At 70.4% G+C, this 23,168-nt stretch carries 12 protein-coding genes; 2 read left to right on the top strand and 10 right to left on the bottom strand.

Annotated elements, in window-relative coordinates; all coding sequences use genetic code 11:
• Window positions 1-35: 35 nt before the first annotated feature.
• The 10 genes from ABZ374_RS30930 to ABZ374_RS30975 form a co-directional block, all read right to left on the bottom strand.
• Window positions 36-779, bottom strand: coding sequence for an SUKH-3 domain-containing protein (locus ABZ374_RS30930; RefSeq protein WP_360317226.1), 744 nt, complete (start codon window positions 777-779; stop codon window positions 36-38).
• Window positions 776-1,198 carry a YwqJ-related putative deaminase gene (locus ABZ374_RS30935; RefSeq protein WP_360317228.1) on the bottom strand — a complete coding sequence of 141 codons (423 nt, stop codon included), beginning with the start codon at window positions 1,196-1,198 and terminating at the stop codon, window positions 776-778. Before ABZ374_RS30935 ends, ABZ374_RS30930 begins: the two co-directional genes overlap by 4 nt.
• 32 nt (window positions 1,199-1,230) lie before the next feature.
• Window positions 1,231-2,238: an SMI1/KNR4 family protein gene (locus ABZ374_RS30940; RefSeq protein ID WP_360317231.1), complete on the bottom strand. Its 1,008-nt coding sequence runs from the start codon at window positions 2,236-2,238 to the stop codon at window positions 1,231-1,233.
• A gap of 69 nt (window positions 2,239-2,307) precedes the next feature.
• Window positions 2,308-2,796, bottom strand: a complete 489-nt coding sequence (locus tag ABZ374_RS30945; RefSeq protein WP_360317234.1) for an SMI1/KNR4 family protein — start codon at window positions 2,794-2,796, stop codon at window positions 2,308-2,310.
• Complete coding sequence (locus tag ABZ374_RS30950) at window positions 2,793-10,259, bottom strand: toxin glutamine deamidase domain-containing protein (protein ID WP_360317236.1); 7,467 nt, start codon at window positions 10,257-10,259, stop codon at window positions 2,793-2,795. Before ABZ374_RS30950 ends, ABZ374_RS30945 begins: the two co-directional genes overlap by 4 nt.
• On the bottom strand, window positions 10,259-10,585 hold the full coding sequence (locus tag ABZ374_RS30955) for a hypothetical protein (protein ID WP_360317238.1): 327 nt from the start codon (window positions 10,583-10,585) through the stop codon (window positions 10,259-10,261). Before ABZ374_RS30955 ends, ABZ374_RS30950 begins: the two co-directional genes overlap by 1 nt.
• 179 nt (window positions 10,586-10,764) lie before the next feature.
• A complete protein-coding gene (gene glgB / locus ABZ374_RS30960) occupies window positions 10,765-13,044 on the bottom strand; it encodes a 1,4-alpha-glucan branching protein GlgB (protein WP_360317241.1) in 2,280 nt (759 codons plus the stop codon).
• Between the two features lie 48 nt (window positions 13,045-13,092).
• On the bottom strand, window positions 13,093-14,502 hold the full coding sequence (locus ABZ374_RS30965) for a maltokinase (protein ID WP_360317244.1): 1,410 nt from the start codon (window positions 14,500-14,502) through the stop codon (window positions 13,093-13,095).
• A 38-nt stretch (window positions 14,503-14,540) separates the two neighbouring features.
• A complete protein-coding gene (treS, locus tag ABZ374_RS30970; RefSeq protein ID WP_360317247.1) occupies window positions 14,541-16,235 on the bottom strand; it encodes a maltose alpha-D-glucosyltransferase in 1,695 nt (564 codons plus the stop codon).
• On the bottom strand, window positions 16,232-18,508 hold the full coding sequence (locus ABZ374_RS30975; protein WP_360317250.1) for an alpha-1,4-glucan--maltose-1-phosphate maltosyltransferase: 2,277 nt from the start codon (window positions 18,506-18,508) through the stop codon (window positions 16,232-16,234). Before ABZ374_RS30975 ends, treS begins: the two co-directional genes overlap by 4 nt.
• A 419-nt stretch (window positions 18,509-18,927) precedes the next feature.
• Here ABZ374_RS30975 and glgP point away from each other — a divergent pair, with 419 nt between their 5' ends.
• Window positions 18,928-21,540 carry an alpha-glucan family phosphorylase gene (glgP, locus tag ABZ374_RS30980; protein ID WP_360317253.1) on the top strand — a complete coding sequence of 871 codons (2,613 nt, stop codon included), beginning with the start codon at window positions 18,928-18,930 and terminating at the stop codon, window positions 21,538-21,540.
• 368 nt (window positions 21,541-21,908) lie between these two features.
• Complete coding sequence (locus ABZ374_RS30985) at window positions 21,909-23,108, top strand: Ig-like domain-containing protein (RefSeq protein WP_360317256.1); 1,200 nt, start codon at window positions 21,909-21,911, stop codon at window positions 23,106-23,108.
• Window positions 23,109-23,168: the final 60 nt, after the last annotated feature.

The following is a 23,168-nucleotide window of genomic DNA, read 5'->3' on the forward strand; positions in this document are numbered from 1 at the left end:
GGCGCGTTCACGTTCGGTGGCCCGTTCGGGCGGCGCTACGCGTCCACGTAGCGTTCGCGGAACATGGCCAGCACGTTGGCGGTCGGCAGGCTCGGCCACAGGGTCACGCGGCCGTTGCGGCGGTCCACGATCCACTGGCCGGCGCCGACGTTGGCCATCGGGTCCGGGTTCGGGTAGATCGCCTGGACCAGCCAGCCGTACTCGAACTCGGTCATCACGAAGTCACTCGGCGCGTTCGGACCGCCGCCGACCACGTGCCGGCGGGCCTTGTCCCGGGCCTCGCGCTCGTCGATCGGCCGCGGCGGCAGCGGTGCGTCGGCCGGTGTCAGGTTCAGCCGGGTCGGCCGGCGGCCCTCGATCAACGCGATCAGCGCGCCGTCGAAGGTGTCGGCGACGTGCCACAGATCGCCCCACCACAGGTACACCGCGCCGCGCGGATCCATCGCCAACCGACCGCGACCCAGGTCGTATTCGCCGACCGGGGTGAGCGGGCGGCCCAGCGCCGCGCCGTACGCGGCGAGCAGGTCGCCCGCGTACAGCCCGACCAGCGGGTCGATCCGGAACGGCATTCGGGACATGTCCACGCCGGGGCCGTACTGATGCACCGTCATCCCGCCGAACTCCCACAGCGCCTTGATCGCGCTCGGCGGGACGTCGATCCCGGCCGTGCCCAACGCGCGGTACCAGCGCAGCAGTTCCTCTTCCGGGATGTGGATGCCGGGTTGCCAACCGGTGGCCGTGAGGGCTTGGACCACGGCCTCGGGGAAACGATCGCTCATGACGCGGGCACCTCCAGGATGGTGACCCCCAGGTCCGCCAGCGCCGGTGCGCAGGACGAGCAGGGCGGGATCGGCCGTTCGTGCGCGGGGTCGTTCGGCTCGCGCAGCAGGATCGCGGCCAGCGCCGCGCCGTCGAGCAGCCGGCGCATCCGGTCGAGCACGACCTCGTGATCGGGATCGTGGCTGCCCTCGGCGGCCAACGAGGCTTCCGCCTCGACCGCGACCTGGGACAACAACAGGGCGTCGGGGCAACGCCCGTGGAACACCGAGCGCATCGCGGGTTCGGTGCGGTCGAGCAGCGCGGCCACGGCCGGGTGCAGGTCCACGATCGTGGTGTGTGCGCTCACCGCCGTCATCGGTTCCAGGCCGGGGCGTTGCAACGCCGCACCGACGCCGGGAGGCAGCAGATTGTCGAACATCGGTCTTCGTCCGTTCCCTTCGTGATGCCGCGTCAGGGACGCAGGTCGGCGGGCAGACCCGTGCCCGCTCGGTTGTCGACGACCGGTCGGTAGTGCCCGCCCGCGACCGCCGTGCGGGCGATCTCGTCGAGTTCGTCGGGCACTTGCACCAGTTCGTCGGCCAGCAGCGTGGTGAGGTCGCCGGCCAGTCGGGACATCAGGGCGACGGTCGCCTCCGGGGTGTCGCCCTGCCGGGCGTACCGGTCGTCGTTGTCCCAGTACCAGACCGAACCGGCGTCCTCCCCTTGCGTCTTGAGTACCAAGGCACCGCCCTGGACCCACGCGACGGCCAGGAAATCGGCGGTCAGCCGATCGGTGAATCGGGCCGCGACGTCGAGCAGGTCGTAGGGGTCGTATTCGCCGTAGAGGTTGAGGAACTGCTGGTCCAGCACGAACCCGTGGCGCAGGTGCACGGCCGGCCGCGCCGGCGGGCCGCCGCCGTTGTCGATCAGCAACGCCCGGTAGGCATCGGGGAGTCGGTACTTGAGGTACTTGTGCTCCAGGTGGCTCAGGTCGCCGTCGGTGAGCGGCCGACCCACCTGGAGGCGGGCCGGCACCTGGGCCTGCTCGACCGGGCTCCACAGGCCGGTGCGTTCCCGGTCCACGGTCATCGTGGCCACGCCGCCGTGGTGCAGGATCGCGTTCGCGACGTCGACCGGGACCAGGTGGAGCCGGCGTGCGTGCGGCGCGTGGTGCCAGGTCCACCCGCGCGGGGTCGCGGTCTCGACCAGGTCGGCGTACAGCGGGTCGCCGGCGCCGGCCGTCGCGAGATTGGCGGCGATCACGTCGGTGACCCGGGCCTCGTCGATGCCCAGGCCCGGCGGTACCGGGCCGGTCTCGATCACCGCTCGCGCGTACGGCAGGAAGTCCGGGAATCCGTACAGGTCGACGAAGATACCGTCCGGGTATACCCGGCTGCGCGACGTGCGGCCGAAATCGACGATCGAACCCGCGAATTCGGCGGCCGGAGAGCCGCCGTGCTCGGTGCCGGTGTCGGTCATGCCGCGGTCCTCTCCTTCGTGTCCGTCCGGTATTCCGTCGAGGCGGGGTCGGGTGTCATCGCTCCCACCTCAGAATTCGGGATCCAGGAACGGGGAGGTCGGATCGATCTCCCACAGCTCCAGGAATTGGGCGAACGTATCGGCCACCTTGCGCAGATTGTTGGCCGAGATGTATTCCGGGGTGTATTCCTCGTCGGTGTCGAGCGTCGATTCGCTCCAATACCAGAGGGAGCCGGATTCCGGCTCGGTGACCTTGATCGCCACCATTCCGGTGGTGAGTCGGGTGACCGGCAGATAATCCAGGGTGAGTACGTCCCGGCAATAGCCGTGCGCGTAGAGCAACTCGGTGTGCGGGTCACCGCCGGTCCGATAGCCGTAGAGATCGTCCTCGGGGTCCAGGCCGCGCGGCATGAGCTGGGCGGCGACCGGGAAATCGGCGCCGTTGGTCGCGGCCAGCCAGGCCCGATACTCGGCCGGCAGGGCGAACCCGAGTTTTGCTTCGAGTTCGCGCAGGGCTTCTTCCGAGAGTGTTCCTCGCGGCGTCAATTCGACGGTCACGGTTGTGCTCCAGGGTTGCCGGTCGAGGTATTGGTCGAGGGGGTGGGGGCCATGGCACTGGCGATCCCGCCGTGATGTTTCACCGCGTAGTGTACTGCGAACGGTATGAGCATCATGGTTCGTGTGCCCTCGACGTGGTGCCAGACGTAACCCGGCGCGGTGCGGCCGGATCGCACGCCGTTCCACATCGGATCGTTCCGGAACTCCGCATTGCCCTGGCGAATATCCAGCTTGCGCTGTTCGTCGTTCGCTTCCGCGCGGGCTTCCTTGAATTTCTTGGTGCCGTCCGGGCCGGGCGGGAAACTGCTGCGCTCGGGCGGAGTGACGACGGTGTGCGGAAGATTGATCGTGCGCACCGCGTAGGGGGTGAAGTCCGGATAACCCTGGAGATTGATATAGACGCCGTCGGGGAAGTGGTTGGCCAGCGTCGGGCTTGCGAAGTGCACGATCTGGCCCGCGTACCCCGAGTTGATCGGGTAGCGAGGTGCGCCGGTCATGACCCGGCCACGCGTCGCCAACTCGGCACGGCGCGCGTCCAGGTCGGCTCCGGTCAGCAGCTCCCCATTGTCTCCGCGCAACAGTCGGTCGAACTCGTCCCGGGCCTGCCGCTCGGCACTGGTGAGGTCCTCGGGCGTCGGGTGGTTGACCAACGCGTCGATGCCGTTGCCGTCGAACATGCGCAGGAGCTTGGCCCGGTTGAGGTTGGTCCGCGGCGGTGCGCCGGTGTCCGGGTGCGGGTTGTCCGAGCGCACGCTCTGCGGCATCTCGAACTCGGCGTCACCACGATGGGTGTCCCAGGTCAGGTCCGCGCGGTCCGCCATGAAGGACGGATCGCGCGGGGCGGCGAGGTCGTACGGCGACTGGCCGCCGCGGACGTCGTCGGGCTTCGGCGGGTTCGGATTACTCGGGGGCGTGCCGTTGCTCGGAGCCGGTGTGGGGTTGGGGTTCGCCGCGGCGTTGGGGTCGAAGCTCTCCGCCGCCGGCCGGGTCGCCATGAAGGCCGCGACCTCGCGCTCGATGTCGTCGCGCCGACCGTCGTGCGTGGTCGGCCGGTCGCCGGTCGGGCTCGCCGTGGTCGCGGGCTCGCCGAGCGGCCTCGGGTTGGGGCGCATCGGCGACACCAGCGGTGGCGTGGTGTCGATCGGAGCCGGCGGGTTGTTCTGGGCGTGCCTCGGCGGCGGCGGGGTGGCCGGCGTCGCGGCCGGGTTCGTCGCCGGATTCGGGTTGTTGCCGGGCCCGGTCGGGTTCGGCAGCGAACCCGGCATCGGCCCCGTGACGTTCGTCGGCAGATCGCCGGGCGCGGGGTGGACCGGGCCGGTTTGGAACGGTTGTTGCTGGTGCGGCGCGGGCTGGACCGGCGGTGGGTTGTGCGGGGCCGGGTGGACCGGGCCGGTCTGGAACGGTTGTTGCTGGTGCGGCGCGGGCTGCACCGGTGGTGGGTTGTGCGGGGCCGGGTGGACCGGTTGCTGGTTGTACGGGTTGTTCTGGACCGGCTGCTGCTGGTGCGGGCCGGGTTGGTTGTCGGGCCCCGGTTGCTGGGGCGGCTGGTTGTACGGGTTCGGCTGCACCGGGGCCTGCTGGTGGGGGGCGGGCTGGTGCGGTTGCTGGTTGTACGGGCCCGGTTGTTGCTGCTGGGTGTACGGGTTCGGCTGTACCGGGGCCTGCTGGTGGGGAGCGGGCTGGTGCGGCTGGTTGTACGGAGTCGGCTGCACCGGCTGCTGGTTGTACGGGTTTGTTTGGACCGGCTGCTGGTGGTGCGGTTGTGCGTACGGGCCCGGTTGTTGCTGCTGGGTGTACGGGTTCGGCTGTACCGGGGTCTGCTGGTGGGGAGCGGGCTGGTGCGGCGGTTGCTGGTTGTACGGCCCCGGTTGTTGCTGCTGGTGCTGGGTGTACGGGGTCGGCTGCACCGGCTGCTGGTTGTACGGGTTCGTTTGCACCGGCTGCTGGTGGTGCGGCTGTGCGTACGGGCCCGGCTGCTGCTGGGTGTACGGGCTCGGCTGGACCGGGGGCTGCTGGGTGTACGGGCTCGGCTGGACCGGGGGCTGCTGCTGGTACGGGTTGGGCTGCACCGGGTGCTGGTTGTACGGGTTGACCGGGGGTTGCTGCTGCTGATGGTGCGGCAGCGGCGGTGCCGGCGGAGGTGGCGGTGCGACGGGCTGGGTGACCGGCGGGGCCGTCATCGAGATCGGCTGGGCGTTCGGGTCCAGCGTGATGGCGTAGACGCTGGTCGCGTTCGGCTGCGGGAAGTCGCTGGTCTGGCCCGTCTGCGGGTCGACGTAGAGGACGTGGCCGCCGATGTTGACCGCGGCCCAGGCATGCGAACTCCGCACGACCTTGACCGAGCCGTCCGGCTGGACCTCGTTGCGGTCCGGCCACTCGGTGACGATGTAGGAGATCGAGCCGGGGCCCGAGGCCCGCAACGCCGCCTCCAACTCGGCGAAACCGGCGGCCGGGTTGTTCGAGCCGTCCGGGTTGACGCCCAGTCGGCTCCACGGCGCGTTCGTCTCCTGCCCAGCGCGCGCCATGCCGTCGGTTTCACCGGTGTTCTCGCCCGGCATGCGGGCCGCGGACACCTCCGGTCGCCCGAACCAGGTGCGGCCGAACGCCAGGACACCGTCCAGGCAGTTGATGTTGCGGCCGGGTACCTGGATCCCGCCGTCGTTCTGCAGCCGGAACCAGCGACCGTTGCGCGGGTCCGGGTGCACGACCGGGGTGCCGTCCGGGTTGCGCGGCACCGCGTTGTTCAGCGCTGCGGCGTCGCTCCAGTTGGGCGGAAGCAGGCCGCCGGGCTGGTTGAACGGTCGCCCCGCGGACAGCGGTGGGCGGTTCGCGATCGGACTGGCCGGGGCGGCCGGTGGGGCGTGGTGCGGCATCGGCTGCGCGTACGGGTTGTTCGCGACCGGCGCGTTGCCGTACGGCGTCCCGTTGTAGGGGGACGGCCCGTTGTGGTTCTGGTTGTACGGGCCGGGCTGGTGCGGCGGGGGAGCCGTCGGACCGGTGTGGTTCGGGCCGGTCGGGACGTTCGGGCCGCGACCGACCAGGCCGCGCATCCGGTCGCCGAGACGCTGGATCGTGTTGCGGAACGGGCCGGCCTGATTCGGCCGCACCGCCGCGCCGGGCGTCGTCGTGGTGACCGGTCCGCCCGGCTGCGGGGTCGGGTCGACGGTGGTGTCGCCGTTGCCGTCCCGAGCCGGGGTGGGTGTCGCGTCCGGGGTCGGATGCGAGGCCAGGTCCGGCTGCCCGGCGGGGTCGGGGTTGGGGGAGCTGTCCTGGTCCGAGGTCGGATCGATGTGTCCGTCCGGCGTCGGGTCGGCGGTCTGCTCCGGCGTCCGGTCGACCGTTTGGTCGGGGGTGGTGTCCGGGTGCGTCGGGTCCGGCGTGGCATCGGTGTGCCCATCCGGCGTCGGGCTCGCGTCCTGGTCCGGAGCCGGGTCCCGGGCGGGGTCGAGGTCGGAATCCGAGGTCGGATCCGGCGTCGGGTCCGCGGCGGCATTCGGGTCGGTGCGCGGTGTCGTCTCCGGCGCCGGGTCCGACGCCGGGTCGGGAGTGGCGTCCGACGTGGTGTCCCCGGCCGGGTCCCGGTGCGAGTCGGCGGTCGGCTCGGTCGCCCGGTCGGTGGTCGGCTCGGCTGCCGGATCGGTCGTCGGGTCGGCGGTCGTGTCGGGTGTGCCGTCCGGCGCCGACGGGTCGGGCGTGCCGGCGTCCCGGTCGGGCGTCGTTTGCGGCGCCGAATCGGTCTCCGGCTGCTGCGAGTTCGACTGCGGGGCAGGTTGCGCGGTCGGGTCGGCGGACTGCGTGGTCGGCGGCAGCGACATGTCGATCGGCTGCGCGTTCGCGTCCACCGCGATCGCCCAGACCCGATTCTGGTCCGGATACGGCTCGGGCATGACCTCGCCCGACTGCGGGTCGACCCACAGGACTTCGCCGTCCACGTTGATCGCGGCCCACGCGTGCGAGACCTGGCCGGTCTCGATGGTGCCGTCCGGATTCACCTTCGGCTCGGTCGGCCTGGACGTGACGATGTATGTCATCGCGCCCGGCCCCGCGTCACGCAGCCGTGCCTCGATGTCGCCGTACGCGCCGGCGGTGTCGGTGCTGCCGTCCGGGCGCCGGGCGAGCGGGGTCCAGTTCGTGCCGAGCTCGCGCTGGGCCCGCTCCGGGGCGCCGACCTCACCGGTCGTTTCACCGGGGATGCGCGGCGCGGCCACCTCCGGTCGGCCGAACCAGGTGTTGCCGAAGGCCAGTACGGCATCGACGCAGTTGTTGTCGCGGCCGGGCACCTGGGTGCCGCCGTCGTTCTGGAGCCCGAACCAGTGGCCGTCGCGCGGGTCCGGGTGCACCTGCGGCGTACCGTCGGCGTTGCGTGGCACGGCGACGTTCAGCACGGACTGGTCGCTCACGCTCGGCGGCATCAGGCCGCCGGGCTCGTACAGCGGGCGGCCGTCGTTGAGCTGCGGACGACCGGCGATCGGACTGGTCGGATTCCGTGGTGCGTCCGGCCGGTCGGGCCGCGGGTTCGCGTCGGTCGTGGCCGGCGAGTTCGCGTACGGAGTCGAGTCGTAGGTGGTGTTCGGCTCCGGTCGGGTGCTCGGATCGACGGTCGGCGAGGTGTTCGGGCCTCGGCCGAAGAGGTTGCGGATCCGGTCGCCGAGTCCGCCCACCGCGTTGTCGACCCGACCGCTCGGATCCGGGTTGCCCGGTGTGCCGGGGCGGGGGCCCGTCGGGTTGCCGGCCGGCGTCAGGTTCAGGATGCCGACACCGCCGCCGTCCCGGGTCGGTGTGCCGTCCTGCTCCGAACGCGGCGCGGAGTCCCGCGCGGGGTCGGTGGTGGGGCCGGCGATCGTCGGCTCGGCGGTGAGGTTGGTGTCCCGGTTCGGATCCTGGTTCGGGTCATGGTTCGGATCCTGGCGGGTGTCCGGCGTCGGGTCCGCGGCCGGGTCCGGCTCGGCATCCTGTCGGTGTTCCGGCGTGGTGTCGCCGGTCGGGTCCTGTCGGGTGTCCGAGGTGGGCTCGGGCGTCGGGTCGGAGGTCCGGTCGGTCGTCGGGTCCGGCGTCGGGTCGGGCGTCGACTCGGGCCGGGATTCCGGCCGGGTCTCCGGGGTCGCGTCGGGCGTCGGGTCCGACCGGTTCTCCGGCGTCGGGTCGGACTTCGGGTCGGCGGTCGGGTCCGGTCGGGCGTCCCGGTTCGGATCCGTGTGGCCTTCCGGCGTCGGGTCCGTGTTCGGGTCCGTCGTCGATCCCGGCGTCCGGTCCGGCGTGGTTCCGTTCGGGTCGGTCGCGTGGTTGGGGGTGTTGCCGGCCGAGTCGTCCTGGCGTTGGCCGGGAATGCGGCTCGTGTCCGGCGAGGTGTTGCTCGGTGTCGTCCCGGTGGTCGGCGAAGTGCCGTTCGAGGAAGCCGAGTTCGGAGTGGTCGGGCCGGTCGGGCCGCCGGTGGTCGGCGTCGCGGCGCCCGTCGGTCGGGTCGCGGTCGGCGTACCGGTGGAGTTCGTGGTGGCCGAAGTGCCGTTGCTGGCACCGGAGTTGGACGTCGTACCGGCACCGGTGCCCGGGTTGGTACCCGTCCCGGTACCCGCACTCGTGGCCGTGGCCGCACCCGTGCTCGCCGCTGCGGTCGTCGCAGCCGTCGTGCTCGTCGTCGACACGTTGGTCGTCGTGCTCGGACCGGACGTCGACGGCGTCGTGGACGAGGACGGCGAGCCGATCGAGGACGAACCGCTCGAGGTGGACGCGGTGCTCGTGGACGCCGTCGTGGTCTGCACGCCGCCGCCGGAAGGCCCGCCGCCCGTCGGCCCGCCGCCCATGGACGGCGAACCACCACTCGGGGCGGCGGAGCCGGTCACGGTCGCCGAGCCGCCCATCGGCGACGCGTTGCCACCGCCCGGCGTACCGCCGGCGGGCATGCCACCCGGCTGCTGACCGCCGCTCGGCGGCGCCTGTACATACGAGTTGTTCTGCGAGGAGCCGCCGTCGTGACCCGGTACGCCGCGCGGCGCGTCGCCGCTGTGGCCGGTCACTCCCGCCGGCGCGTCCGTCACCGGCGGCGCCGCGGCCGAGGCGTTCTGGGTCGCGACGGGGGTGTGCGAGGGCCGGTAGTCCCCGCCCGTGTTGCCGCCACCGCCACCGGAGTTGCCGGGATTCCCGCCGGAGCTACCGGAGTTGCCACCCGAGTTCCCGTGCTGACCGGAGTTCCCCGAGTTCCCGCCCGAGTTCCCCCCGGAATTCCCGGAGTTCCCGGAGTTCCCCCCGGAATTCCCACCCGAGTTCCCGGAGTCTCCCGAGTTCCCGGACGAATGGTGCGACCCGCCGTTCTGGCCACCGTTCCCGGTCGACCCGCCGTTGCCGCCCCCGCCCCCGTTCGATCCGCCCGACGAGCCGTTGGACCCGCCGCCGTTCCCGCCGCCGCCTCCGTTGGACCCGCCCGAGCCGTTCGACCCGCCGCCCCCGCCGCCGTTCCCGGAGTTCCCGCCGCCCCCGCCGTCCGGGTTGAGCGTCGAATCGATTCTGTTGCCGCCGGTCACCGGCCCGTTGTTGCCGCCCAGGTTCGGCCCGCCGAGGCCCGAAGGGTCGAGGCCGGGGGTGTTGAACGCGCCGCTGACCCGGTCGCCGAGCTTGGACGCGCCGTGGTCGGTCGCACCGCCCAGGCCACCACTGGCGAAGGTCTCCCAGTTCACCGGACCGCCGGTGGCCAGCGTGCCGGCGACCTCGGCGCTCACATTGGAGGTCAGCGAGGTGGTGACGCCCTTGATGCCCACGTCGGCGCCCTCGCCGAAGACCTTCTTGCCGAGGCCGTTCACGCCGATCGCGGCCAGGCCGCCGGCCGCGCCGCCGCCCGCGGCCAGCGCGGTCTGCTTGATCGAGTAGCCGTCCTGCGAACCCCAGGTCATGTGGATGAACTGGGAGATGATGTCGTCGCGCACCTCGGAGAGTGCCTCGAGGGCGACGTTCTTGAGCAGTCGGCGCACCATGGACGCCTCGATCCGCCCCAGCATCCGGCGCAGCACCTGCATGAACGAGAAGCGCAGCGCGGCGGTCGAGGCCGCGGCGGTTCCGGCGGTGATGCCCAGGGTGATCGGAGCCGCCGCGATCTGGGCCAGGATGGCCGCGCCCTGGATGGTCGCCATCGTGACGAACTCGATCTTGGTGGCGTAGATCGTGTCACTCGTGTCGTCCGCCGCGCCGCCGAGTGCCTTGGAAGCCCCTTCCAGGGCCGGGAAGAACGCCTTCTCGCCCTTGCTCAGCTTGTCCCACATCCGAAGGAAGGCTTCCATGCCCTTGCCCTCGTTGGCGGCGTTGAGCTTGTTGACCGCCGCGGCCAGGTCCCCCGCGACCTTGGCGAGTTCGCCGGCGGCGTGTTCCCACGCGTTGCCCAGCGCCTCACACTTGTCCTCGTCGCCCTCCGGCCAGTCGACACCGACCAGCAGTTCGAGGACCTTCTCGACGATTTCCCCCGCTTCGACCGCCATCAGGCCTTGCCACCGAAGCTCTCGCGGTTGTGGTCCTCGGTCTTCTGGTAGTTGCCGGCGGACGTGTCCAAGCCCTTGCCGATCTCGCCGAGACCCTTGGCGAGCGCTTCGAGCGCTTCGAGCACCTTGTCCCGGGCCGGCTTGTACTCCTTCGCGAACCCGTTGCCGAGATCGTCGTCGCCCCAGCATTCGCCGAGACCCTCGATGGACGTCTTGAGCGTCGCCCGTATCTCACCGACGCGCCTTCCCGCGTCCGTGAAAGCCTTGCCCGCCGTCTTGAAGTCCGAGGGAAGGGCCTTGTATCCCGTACCCGCGTCCGCCGTCATGTGAGAACACCCCCGTGTTCCGTGTCTCTCTGGCTGTCGCACGGTCCCCGGCAGGTTCCGGACAGGACGTCTTCCGGGGGCATGAAGGCAAGACACTAATTCACGATTCGCCGGAGTGTCACGTTTCCGGGGGTCGACGTTCCGGATCGAACGTCGGCCCCCGGAAGGTACTTCACATGTTATTCGGGGACAAACCAGACGGTGGCCAGTGGGGGCAGCGTCATCGTCGCGGAGGCCGGTCGACCCTGCCATTCCCCGTCGACGGCCAGGATCTCGCCTTGATTGCCCACGTTCGCGCCGCCGTAGCCGTCGGCATCGGTGTTGAGCACCTCACGCCAGCGACCCGCGTGCGGCAGACCCACCCGGAAGTCCTCCCGGACCACCGGGGAGAAATTGCACACGCAGAGCAACTGCTCACCGGCCGCACCGAGTCGGATGAAGGACAACACATTGGACGCCGCGTCCCCGCCGTCGATCCAGGAGAAGCCCTCCGGGCGGGTGTCCTGCGTCCACAGCGCGGACCTGCCCCGATACGTGGTGTTGAGGTCGCGGACCAGCCGCTGGATGCCCCGGTGCTCCTCGTGGTCCAGCAACCACCAGTCCAGGCCGCGTGCCTCCGACCACTCGGCGCCGTGGCCGAATTCCGAGCCCATGAACAACAACTGCTTGCCCGGATGGGCCCACATGAAGGCCAGGTAGGCGCGCACGTTCGCCATCTGCTGCCAGCGGTCGCCCGGCATCTTGTCCACCAGCGAGCGTTTGCCGTGCACCACCTCGTCGTGGCTGATCGGCAGGATGTAGTTCTCGCTCCAGGCGTACATCAGCGAGAAGGTGATCTCGTTGTGGTGATGTTGCCGGTGGATCGGCTCCTTCTGGATGTACTCCAGCGAGTCGTGCATCCAGCCCATGTTCCACTTGAAGCCGAAGCCGAGCCCGCCGCCGTCGGTGGAGCGGGTCACCCCGTCCCACGCGGTGGACTCCTCGGCGATGGTGAGCACGCCCGGCACCCGCCGGTACAGCGTCGCGTTCATCTCCTGGAGGAAGGCCACCGCGTCCAGGTTCTCCCGGCCGCCGTGTTGGTTGGGCGCCCACTGGCCGTGTTCGCGCGAGTAGTCCAGGTAGAGCATCGAGGCGACCGCGTCCACCCGCAGCCCGTCGATGTGGAACTCCTCGCACCAGTAGACCGCGTTGGCGACCAGGAAGTTGCGCACCTCGTTGCGGCCGTAGTCGAAGACCAGCGTGCCCCAGTCGGGATGTTCGCCCCGACGCGGATCAGGGTGCTCGTACAGCGGCGTCCCGTCGAACCGGGCCAGCGCCCAGTCGTCCTTGGGGAAGTGCGCCGGCACCCAGTCCACCAGCACGCCGATGCCCGCGCGGTGCAGCGCGTCGACCAGGTGACGGAACTCGTCGGGACTGCCGAACCGCGACGTGGGCGCGTAGTACGAGGACACCTGGTAGCCCCAGGACGGCCCGTACGGGTGTTCGGCCACCGGCAGCAGTTCGACGTGCGTGAAGCCCATCTCGGTGACGTAGGCGGGCAACTGCTCGGCGAGTTGCAGGTAACTCAGGCCCGGCCGCCACGAGCCGAGATGGATCTCGTACACACTCATCGCCGAGGTGTGGTGGGTCACCTCGGCCCGCTTTTCCAACCACTCCTTGTCCGACCACGAGTAGGCCGAGGTGTGCACGACCGACGCGGTCGAGGGCGGCAGTTCGGTCGCGAAGGCCAGCGGGTCGGCCTTTTGCCGGGACACCCCGTCCCGACCGAGGATCTCGTACTTGTACTTGGTGCCGTCGCCGACGTCGGGGACGAACAACTCCCACACCCCGGACGAGCCGAGCGAACGCATCGGGTGCCCGATGCCGTCCCAGTAGTTGAAGTCGCCCACCACCCGCACGCCCTGCGCGTTCGGGGCCCAGACCGCGAACGAGGTGCCGGCGACGGGCCCGTTCGGGGTCTCGTACGAGCGCACGTGCGCGCCGAGCACCTCCCACAGCCGCTCGTGCCGGCCCTCGGAGATGAGGTGTATGTCGAACTCGCCCAGGGTGGGCAGGAACCGGTACGGGTCGTCCGTGTGCAGTTCGGTGCCCTCGTAACGGATCTCCAGCCGATAGTCGGGCACCTGATCACCCGGCACGACGCCGCTGAACAGGCCCTCCGCCTCGTGGGTCAGCTCGACCCGGCGCTCGCCGGTGACCACGAACACCTCGCGGGCCCACGGCCGCAGCACCCGCACCACCACGCCGTCGACGCCGGGCACGTTCGGGTGCGGGCCGAGCAGTGCGTGCGGATCGTGGTGAGCGCCGTCCACCAGGCGGCGCAACTCCTCGCCGGCGGTCGGCGGTACGACGGGGGTGCCGGTCGGGCGGATTCGGGGGCGCTTGTCCCGACTCCGGGTGGGGCGGCCGGTGACCCCGCCGCCCTCGGGTGACGCGCTGAAGTCCTGACGGGCCGTCACGGATGGGACCTCCTGAGACGTTGGTGCTGAACGGGAATCGACGGTTCGTCAGTGCGGCTGCGGCGCACGCTCGGCCAGGCGCCGGATCGCCGACATCGGAACCGGTAGCCACGAGGGTCGGTTGCCCGACTCGTACATGACCTCGTACACGGCCTTGTCGGTCTCGAAGGCCCGCAACAGCACGGGCTCGGAATGGGGGTCGAGCGAGCCCGCGTCGGCGTACCCCGCACAGAAGGCTTCCCGGTTGCGGGTGGCCCATTCCTCCGCACGGTGCACCAGGTGCGGCGCGGGCGCCCCGCGCCCCCAGAACCCGTTGCCACCGGCCAGCAGATGCCGGGCCGCGTAGTCGAACGAGCGCAACATCGCCGCGATGTCGCGCAGCGGCGAGTGCAGCGAGCGCCGTTCGCTCAACGGCCGGGCCGGTTCGCCCTCGAAGTCGAGCAACACCCACCGGGTGGCGGTGCGCATCACCTGGCCGAGGTGGAAGTCGCCGTGGATGCGCTGCAACGGGACCGGATGCCCGTCCCGGCCCAGCGTCTCCAGATCCCGGTACGCCTCGCGCAGCCGGTCGGTGAACGGCGCCAGCTCCGGCACCGCCTCGGCCGCCGCGTGCAACCGGCGCTCCATGTCCCGGGCGATCGCGGCCAGCTCCGCCTCGCCCGCCACCGCCGTGGGCAGCGAGCGGGCCAGGTCGGCGTGCACCTCGGCGGTGGCCGCGCCGAGCCGGAAGGACTCGCCGGCGAAGTCGCCACCGGTCTCGTGTGCGTGCGGACCGGCGCCGCGCACCTCCTGGCCGGCGTACAGGTCGCGTACCGAGGTCTTGGCCAGCTCCCATCCGTCGGTGCCGGTGCGCAGGTATTCCTGGAGCAGGCCGAGCGTGGTCGGCTCGGCGTCCGCGTCCGGGAACGGCATGTCGAACCACGCGATCGGCGCGGGGATCCGCCGCGAACCCGCGCCCGCCAGCGCGAGCGAGACCTCCAGGTCCGGGTTGACCCCGGGCACCACGCGGCGGAACAGCTTGAGGATCACGTCGTCGCCGAAGATGATCGACGTGTTCGACTGCTCGGCGCCGATCACCAGCCCGACGTGCTCGGGGTCGGGGGCCTGCGCGCCGGGGCGGTGGAAGCCCAGTGGGCCTGCGGTGTCCGCCGCGACGAACCGTTCCGGCAACCACCGGGTCAGTTCCGCGTCGTGCACCGCGTCGTAGAGGCTGTTGCCGTTGGGCAGCCGGCCGATCACCGCGTGCGTGAGTCGGCCCGGCAGGGTCTCGCGGACCCCCAGCAGGAGTTGGTAGTGCTCGGGCGTGCCGCCGTGGTCGACCCGCAGCAACATGTGGTGCAGCGCGGGATCGCCGGAGACCACTTCGAGGCTGTGGACCACGCCGGCCCCACGAAGAGGCCGGCCCTTGCCGGCGAACCATCTCTGCTGCGGCAGCCAGTCGCGCAGCAGAGCGATCACGGCGGAGGCAGTCGGATCGTGGGGTCGGGTGGAATCCGTCACAGCGTCATTTCTCCACGGGTGAGGCGGAACCAATAGAAACCGTGCCCCGCGAGGGTGAGCAGATACGGCAGCTCACCGATCGCCGGGAACGTCACCCCCCCGAGCAGCTCGACCGGTTCGTACGTCTCGAACTGCCGCAGGTCCAACTCGGTGGGCTGGGCGAAGCGCGAGAAGTTGTGAACACACAGCACGATGTCGTCCTCGTATTCGCGAAGGAACGCCAGCACGCTGGGATTGGACGAGGTCAGCTCGTTGTACACACCGAGCCCGAAGGCCGGGTTCTGCTTGCGGACCTCGATCATCCGGCGGGTCCAGTGCAGCAGCGACGAGGCGTTGGACATCTGTGCCTCGACGTTGGTGACCTGGTAGCCGTAGACCGGGTCCATGATGTTCGGCAGGTACAGCCGACCCGGGTCGCACGTGGAGAAGCCCGCGTTGCGATCCGGGGTCCACTGCATCGGCGTGCGCACACCGTCCCGGTCGCCGAGCCAGATGTTGTCCCCCATGCCGATCTCGTCGCCGTAGTACAGGACGGGCGAGCCCGGCAGCGACAGCAGCAGCGCCGTGAACAGCTCGATCTGGTTGCGGTCGTTGTCCAGCAACGGCGCGAGCCGACGGCGGATGCCCACGTTGGCCCGCATGCGCGGGTCCTTCGCGTACTCCTTGTACATGTAGTCGCGTTCCTCGTCCGTGACCATTTCGAGGGTGAGCTCGTCGTGGTTGCGGAGGAAGATGCCCCATTGGCAGTTGTTCGGGATGGACGGCGTGCCGGCCAGGATCTCCGAGACCGGGTAGCGAGATTCGCGGCGCACCGCCATGAAGATGCGCGGCATCACCGGGAAGTGGAACGCCATGTGGCATTCGTCGCCGTCGCCGAAGTAGTCCACCACGTCCTCGGGCCACTGGTTGGCCTCGGCCAGGAGCACGGTGTCCGGATACTTGTCGTCGATCTCCTTGCGCACCCGCTTGAGGAACTCGTGGGTGGCGGGCAGGTTCTCGCAGTTGGTGCCCTCCTGCGCGAACAGGTACGGCACCGCGTCCAGCCGGAACCCGTCGATGCCCAGGTCCAGCCAGAACCGCAGCCCGGCGAGCATCTCCTCCTGTACCCGCGGGTTCTCGTAGTTGAGATCGGGCTGGTGGCCGAAGAAGCGGTGGAAGAAGTACTGCTTGCGCACCGGGTCGTAGGTCCAGTTGGACGACTCGGTGTCGACGAAGATGATCCGGGCGTCGCCGTACGCCTTGTCGTCGTCGGCCCACATGTAGTAGTCGCCGTAGGGCCCGTCCGGGTTGTTCCGCGACTCCTGGAACCACATGTGTTGATCGCTCGTATGGTTCATCACGAAGTCGATCACCACCCGCATGCCGCGCTTGTGCGCCGAGTCGACGAACTCGACGAAGTCGGCGAGGTCGCCGAACTCGGGCAGCACCGCCGTGTAGTCCGCCACGTCGTAGCCGCCGTCGCGCAGCGGCGAGGCGAAGAACGGCGGCAACCACAGGCAGTCGACGCCCAGCCACTGGAGGTAGTCCAGCTTCTGGGTCAGGCCCTTCAGGTCGCCCACCCCGTCCCCGTTGCTGTCCTGGAAGGACCGCACGAGAACCTCGTAGAAGACGGCTCGCTTGAACCACAGGGGATCGCGATCCCGCGACGGGGTGTCGTCGAAGGTGTCGCGGACGGGTTCGTTGACGATCACGGGCTGTTCCTCCGGACCGAGAAGAGATGCGCGGGCTCGTGCGCGGGATCCAGCCGCACGTAGTTGTGCCGACCCCAGCGATAACCGGCTCCGGTGAACTCGTCCTGCACCGCGAAGGTGTCCTGCCAGTCCAGCCCCAGGGCGGGCAGGTCCAGCGCGACGGTCGCCTCGTGCGTGTGGTGCGGATCCAGGTTCACCACGACCAGGACCAGGTCGTCGACGTCACCCACGCGGGTGCGCTTGGAGTAGGCCATGACCGCATCGTCGTCCACATGATGGAAAGTCAGGTTTCGCAGATGTTGCAGACTCGGGTGGCGTCGGCGCATCCGATTCAGCGTGGTCAGGTACGGCGCCAGCGAGCGGCCCTCGCGTTCGGCGCCGGCCCAGTCGCGCGGGCGCAACTGGTACTTCTCCGAGTCGTGGTACTCCTCGCTGCCGGCCTTGACCGCCAGGTCCTCGTACAGCTCGAAGCCCGCATAGACCCCCCACGACGGGGACAGCGTGGCGGCCAGCAGGGCCCGGATCCGAAACGCGGCCGGCCCGCCGTACTGAAGGTAGGCGTGCAGGATGTCGGGCGTGTTCACGAAGAAGTTCGGCCGCATGTAGGCGGACGCCTCGCCGGTGGTCAACTCGGTGAGGTACTCCTGAAGTTCGTCCTTGCCGTTGCGCCAGGTGAAGTACGTGTAGGACTGCTGGAAGCCGACCTTGGCCAGGGTGCGCATCATCGCGGGTCGGGTGAACGCCTCGGCCAGGAAGAGCACGTCCGGATCGCTCGCGTTGATCGTGGCGATCACCTGTTCCCAGAACGCCACCGGCTTGGTGTGCGGGTTGTCCACCCGGAAGATCCGCACGCCGTGCGCCATCCAGTGCCGCAACACCCGCAACGTCTCGGCGACCAGACCCTCGAAGTCGGTGTCGAAGTCGATCGGGTAGATGTCCTGGTACTTCTTGGGCGGGTTCTCCGCGTAGGCGATGGTGCCGTCGGCGCGGTGCCGGAACCACTCCGGGTGCTTGGCGACCCACGGGTGGTCGGGGGAGACCTGGAGCGCGAAGTCCAGCGCGACCTCCATCCGCAGTTCGCCCGCCCGGGCCACGAACGCGTCGAAGTCCTCGATCGTGCCCAGTTCGGGGTGGATCGCGTCGTGACCGCCCGCGGGCGAGCCGATCGCCCACGGCGAGCCGGGATCGTGCTCACCGGCTTCGAGCGTGTTGTTGGGCCCCTTGCGGAACGCGTCCCCGATCGGGTGAATCGGTGGCAGGTAGACCACGTCGAAGCCCATTGCGGCGATCTGCGGCAGGCGTTCCATCGCGGTCCGGAAGGTGCCGCTGCGCGGCGGGTGCTTGCCGGTCGGGTCCACCACCGCGCCCTCGGAGCGCGGGAAGAACTCGTACCACGCGCCGTACAGCGCGCGCTCGCGCTCGACACGCAGCGGATAGCGGGCCGACGTGGTGAGCAACTCGCGCAGCGGATGACTGCCCAACACCTCGTCCAGCGCGGCGGAACGGGCCGCGGCCAACCGCGCGGCGGGGCTGCGCGTGTCGTCTCGGACCGCGTCCACCGCGGCCAGCACGATCGCCCGCAGGCCGTCCTTCTTGGGCACGCCGGCGGCGGCCCGCTCCAGCAACTGCGCGCCCTCCTCCAGCATCAGCTCGACCTCCAGGCCGGCCGGGATCTTGATGCCGGCCGCGTGTCGCCACGTGGCGATCGGGTCGCCCCACGCCTCGACCGCGTAGGACCACAGGCCCTCGGTGGTCGGCGTGACGCTCGCGTGCACCCGGTCGGTCCCGGGCGCGCCCGGGAGCATCGGGGTGAGCGGGCCCGGCCGCCCGCGCGGGTCGCGCAGGACGACGTTCGCGGCCACCGCGTCGTGCCCCTCGCGAAAGACCGTGGCGCCCACGTGGAACGTCTCGCCCGGGACCGCCCGGGCCGGTCGGGTGCCGCCGTCGACGGCCGGTTCGACGTCGAGGATCGGGATGCGCCCGATGCGCGGCGTCACCGGTTTGGCCGATCTCCCGGCCCGGGTCGCCGACTTGGTGCCGGCCGTGGTCGCGGTGGTGCGGTTCGCCTGCTCCGGCCGCACCGGGCCCGCCTCGGTCGTGGCCGGGCCGGCCGCCGGTGTTCGGGCGGCCGATGTGGCGGCCGGCGTGGTCGCGGGCCCGGCGGCCCGCGGCTTCCCGGCGGTCGTCTTCCGTGCCGCGGCCTTGCCGGCCGCGACCTGTCCCGCCCGGGGTGCGCGGGCGCCCCCGGGGTCCTTCTCAGCCGAACTGGTCATGCCGAACTCCTGTACCCACGGACGGGCATCCCGTGCGCATCGCGCGCGATACACCCGTACGGAAACCCACTCGATTCCCCGATTGCCGGACCCGGGAGTGGCGGAAAACCGACCCGGCGGCGACCGGTGGGATCGCTCGGGTCCACCTCTCACCGCTGCGCGGCGGCCATTGCTCGTGACGCGACCACCAGGCGGGGACCGGGTGGGGCCCGGCCCGCGACCGTGGACGGTGGATGTCTGGTGTGTCCGCGGTACGGCGGGACGGAAGGACCCGGCTGTTCAACGATCATCGAGTCGCTCGGGGCACGGTCCATATGGTGTAAAAACGCCCCCAGACCCATCCGCAAGATCTTGCCGGCTTTGCAAGCGCACTGCATCCACTGTCGCAAGTTCTGCCGCCTTCCGGCTAGGGTCGCAGCGTGAGAGCAATCCGCAGATTCACCGTGCGTACGGTTCTGCCCGCTCCGCTGGAGCCACTGGGTGAACTGGCGATGAACCTCCGCTGGTCCTGGCACGCGGAGACCCGCGACCTGTTCGAGTCGATCGATCCGGACACCTGGGCCTCGGTCGGCCGAGACCCCGTCCGCCTGCTCGGCACCGTGCCGAACGACAAACTCGGCGCCCTCGCCGACGACCGCCGCTTCCTCGCCCGACTGCGGGTGGCGGCCGAAGACCTGCACGAATACCTGACCGGACCTCGTTGGTACCAAACCCTGTCGGAGCCCGGTACAAGTGCGGATGCGCCGCCGGCGGCGATCGCGTACTTCTCGCCGGAGTACGGCATCACCGCGGCACTTCCGCAGTACAGCGGCGGTTTGGGCATCCTCGCGGGAGACCACCTCAAGGCCGCCAGCGACCTGGGTGTGCCGATCGTGGGTGTCGGCCTGATGTACCGCCACGGGTACTTCCGGCAGTCCCTCTCCCGGGACGGTTGGCAGCAGGAGCGCTATCCCCTGCTGGACCCCAACGAGTTGCCACTGACCCTCCTTCGGGGTGCCGACGGTGCACCCGCACGGGTGGTCATCGGACTCCCGACGGGTGAGTTGCACGCGCGGATCTGGAAGGCCCAGGTCGGTCGGGTGCCACTGCTCCTGTTGGACTCGGACATCGAGGAGAACGAGCCCGCCGAACGCGAGGTGACCGACCGGCTGTACGGCGGCACGAGCGAACATCGCTTGCATCAGGAGATGCTGCTGGGCATCGGCGGGGTGCGGGCTTTGCGGGCTTTTTGCGAGATCACCGGTCATCCGGCACCCGAGGTCTTCCACACCAACGAGGGCCACGCCGGCTTCCTGGGCATCGAGCGGATCCGCGAGTTCACCCAGGCCGAGGGGTCGGACTTCGACGCGGCCCTGGAAGCCGTCCGGGCGGGCACGGTGTTCACCACGCACACGCCCGTTCCGGCCGGCATCGACCGGTTCGGACGCGACCAGATCCAGCGACATTTCGGCGGCGACCTCGCTTGTCCGGGGGTTCCGGTGGATCGGGTCCTTGCGCTGGGCGCGGAGACCTACCCGGACGGCGATCCGGGCGTGTTCAACATGGCCGTGATGGGGCTGCGGCTCGCCCAACGGGCCAATGGCGTGAGCAAGTTGCACGGACGGGTCAGCCGGGGCATGTTCGACGGCCTGTGGCCGGGCTTCGACACCACCGAGGTACCGATTACCTCGATCACGAACGGCGTACACGCGCCCACGTGGGTGGATGCCGACGTGCTCGACCTGGCGGCCCGCGAAACCGGCGTCGAACTCACCGAGGATCCCTCGGCCTGGGCGGCGATCGACCGGTTGTCGCCGGGCTCGCTCTGGGAGCTGCGCCGGGCGCTGCGCGCGAAGCTGGTCACCGAGGCCCGCCTGCGGCTGCACGCGTCCTGGAAGCAACGTGGCGCGGGCGACGCGGAATTGGGCTGGATCGAGCAGGTGCTCGATCCGGACGTGCTGACCATCGGGTTCGCCCGGCGGGTGCCGTCGTACAAACGACTCACCCTGATGTTGCGGGATCCGGCCAGACTGCGCGGGATGTTGCTGCACCCCGAGCGGCCGGTGCAGATCGTGATCGCGGGCAAGGCGCATCCGGCCGACGAGGGTGGCAAACGGCTGATCCAGGAGCTGGTGCGGTTCGCCGACCGCGAGGACGTGCGGCACCGGATCGTGTTCCTGCCGGACTACGACATCGCGATGGCCCAGCACCTGTACCCCGGGTGCGACGTGTGGCTGAACAACCCGCTGCGTCCGCTGGAGGCGTGCGGCACCTCCGGGATGAAGGCCGCGCTGAACGGCTGCCTGAACCTGTCCATCCTGGACGGGTGGTGGGACGAGTGGTACGACGGCTCGAACGGGTGGGCGATCCCGACCGCCGACGGGATCACCGACGTCGACCGTCGGGACGACCTGGAGGCGGCGGCGCTGTACGACCTGATCGAGAACTCGGTCGCGGCCCGGTTCTACGATCGGGGGCCCGAGGGCCTGCCGACCCGATGGCTGGAAATGGTCCGGCACACGCTGTCCACGCTCGGCCCGAAGGTGCTCGCGGACAGGATGGTCAAGGACTACGTCGACGTGCTGTACGCGCCGGCGGCGTCCGCCGGCCGGGCGATCATCGGGTCGGCCGCGCGGGAGTTGGCCGAGTGGAAGGCACACGTGCGGCGGTCCTGGGCCGGCGTACGGGTCGATCACGTGGAGTCGGGCGGGATAGGGGACGCCCCCGAGGTCGGCAACACGCTGAACCTGCGGGTCTTCGTCTCGCTGGGCGAACTCGCGCCCGTCGACGTCGAGGTCCAGGTCGTGCACGGTCGGGTCGACGACTCGGACCGGATCGTGGAGGCGACGGTCGCGCCGCTGAAGGCGGGTCGGCGGGACGAGCACGGCCGCTGGTTCTACGAGGGCTCCCTGGCCCTGGATCGCACCGGCCCGTTCGGCTACACCGTCCGGGTGATGCCGACCCACGCGCTGCTCGCGAGCCCGGCCGAACTCGGCCTGATCGCGGCACCGCCGGAGAGCGAGGGCTTCCCGGAGGGCATGCCGCTGCGCTGACGCGGTGACCACGCCCTCGGGCCCCGCCGTCCTTCGGGACGACGGGGCCCGAGGCGCGTCACAGGGCCGTGGGCGCGGTGAGGCGGGGGCCGGGGCATCCGCGCGCCGAGTCCGCTCGTCGGGATCCGGCTCGCGGACGGTCGACTCGTGGACGGTCGATTCGCGGGTACGGTTTCGCACCGGGGAGGGTGATCCAGCTCATACCGCCGGCTCGTAACGGCGGGGGTGGGAAATATCGTCATCTCCTCTGGTAAAGCGGCGACTTAGGGAGATCGATGCCCAGCACGGCAGCAGGGGCGACATCCGGTTCGGGTGCACGGAGACCTCGCTCGCGACGACGGATACGCAGGGCCCTGCCGGCGCTCGCGGTGTGTGTCGCGCTTCTGGGCGCGGGGGCGTGCGGCGGCGGGGACGCGAAGAAGGACAAGAAGGACGACAAGGTCGAGTCGGTCGCCCAGACCAAGGCGCCCACCGGTGACGGCGCGCCGAAGACCTCTCAGGCCGTGGTGACCATCGTCCCCAAGGACGGCGCGACCGCGGTGGCCACCGACGGCGTGCTGAAGGTGAGTGCCAGTGCCGGGAAGCTGACCGCCGTCACCGTGACCGGCTCCGAGGGCGGCAAGCCGGTCGAGGGCGTCATCTCGCCGGACGGGAGCAGTTGGGCGCCTTCGGCGGCGCTGCAGACCGGCACCAAGTACGCGGTGTCCGCGACCGCGACCGACGCCGCCGGGCTGGTCTCCGCGCTGCAGTCCTCGTTCACCACGTTGACCCCGGAGAACACCAACTACGGCGTGTTCAACATCGACGCGAACGAGACGTACGGCGTCGGCATGATCGTCTCGCTGGAGTTCACCAAGCCGGTCAAGGACAAGGCGGTGGTGAACCGGTCCGTCACCGTCACCGCGGAGCCCGCGGTCGAGGTCAAGGGGCACTGGTTCGGCAACCAGCGGCTGGACTTCCGCCCGGAGCAGTACTGGAAGCCCGGCACGAAGGTGACCCTGCACCTGGACCTGGACGGCAAGCAGACCTCGCCGGGCGTCTACGGCAAGCAGAAGAAGGAGGTCTCCTTCACCGTCGGCCGGGCGCAGACCAGCGTCGCCGACAACAGCGCGCACACGCTGACCGTCACCCGGGACGGCGCGCTGCTCAAGAAGCTGCCGGCCAGCCTGGGCGACCCGGAGAACACCACGTACAACGGCAAGATGACCATCATGTCCAAGGAAGCCACCGTGCACATGGACTCCCAGACGGTGGGCCTGGGCAAGGGCGTGTACGACATCAAGGACGTGCCGCACGGCATGCGGCTGAGCGTCAGCGGCACCTACGTGCACGGCAACTACTGGCGTGACCCGCCACCGTTCGGCAAGGAGAACACCAGCCACGGCTGCGTGAGCCTGCAGGACGTCAAGGGCGGCGGCGACCCGAACATGGCCGCCGCGTGGTTCTACAAGGAATCCCTGATCGGCGACGTGGTCGAGGTGGTCAACTCGCCCGACAAGGTGATCGCCGCCGACAACGGCTGGAGCGGTTGGTCGATGGACTGGGCGGGCTGGACGGCGGCGAGCTGATCGGCTCGATCGTTCCTTCGCCCCGCATCGCGGGACGTGTACGCCCGAAGGGGGCGGTGC

Source organism: Embleya sp. NPDC005971, assembly GCF_040629175.1.
GTDB lineage: Bacteria > Actinomycetota > Actinomycetes > Streptomycetales > Streptomycetaceae > Embleya.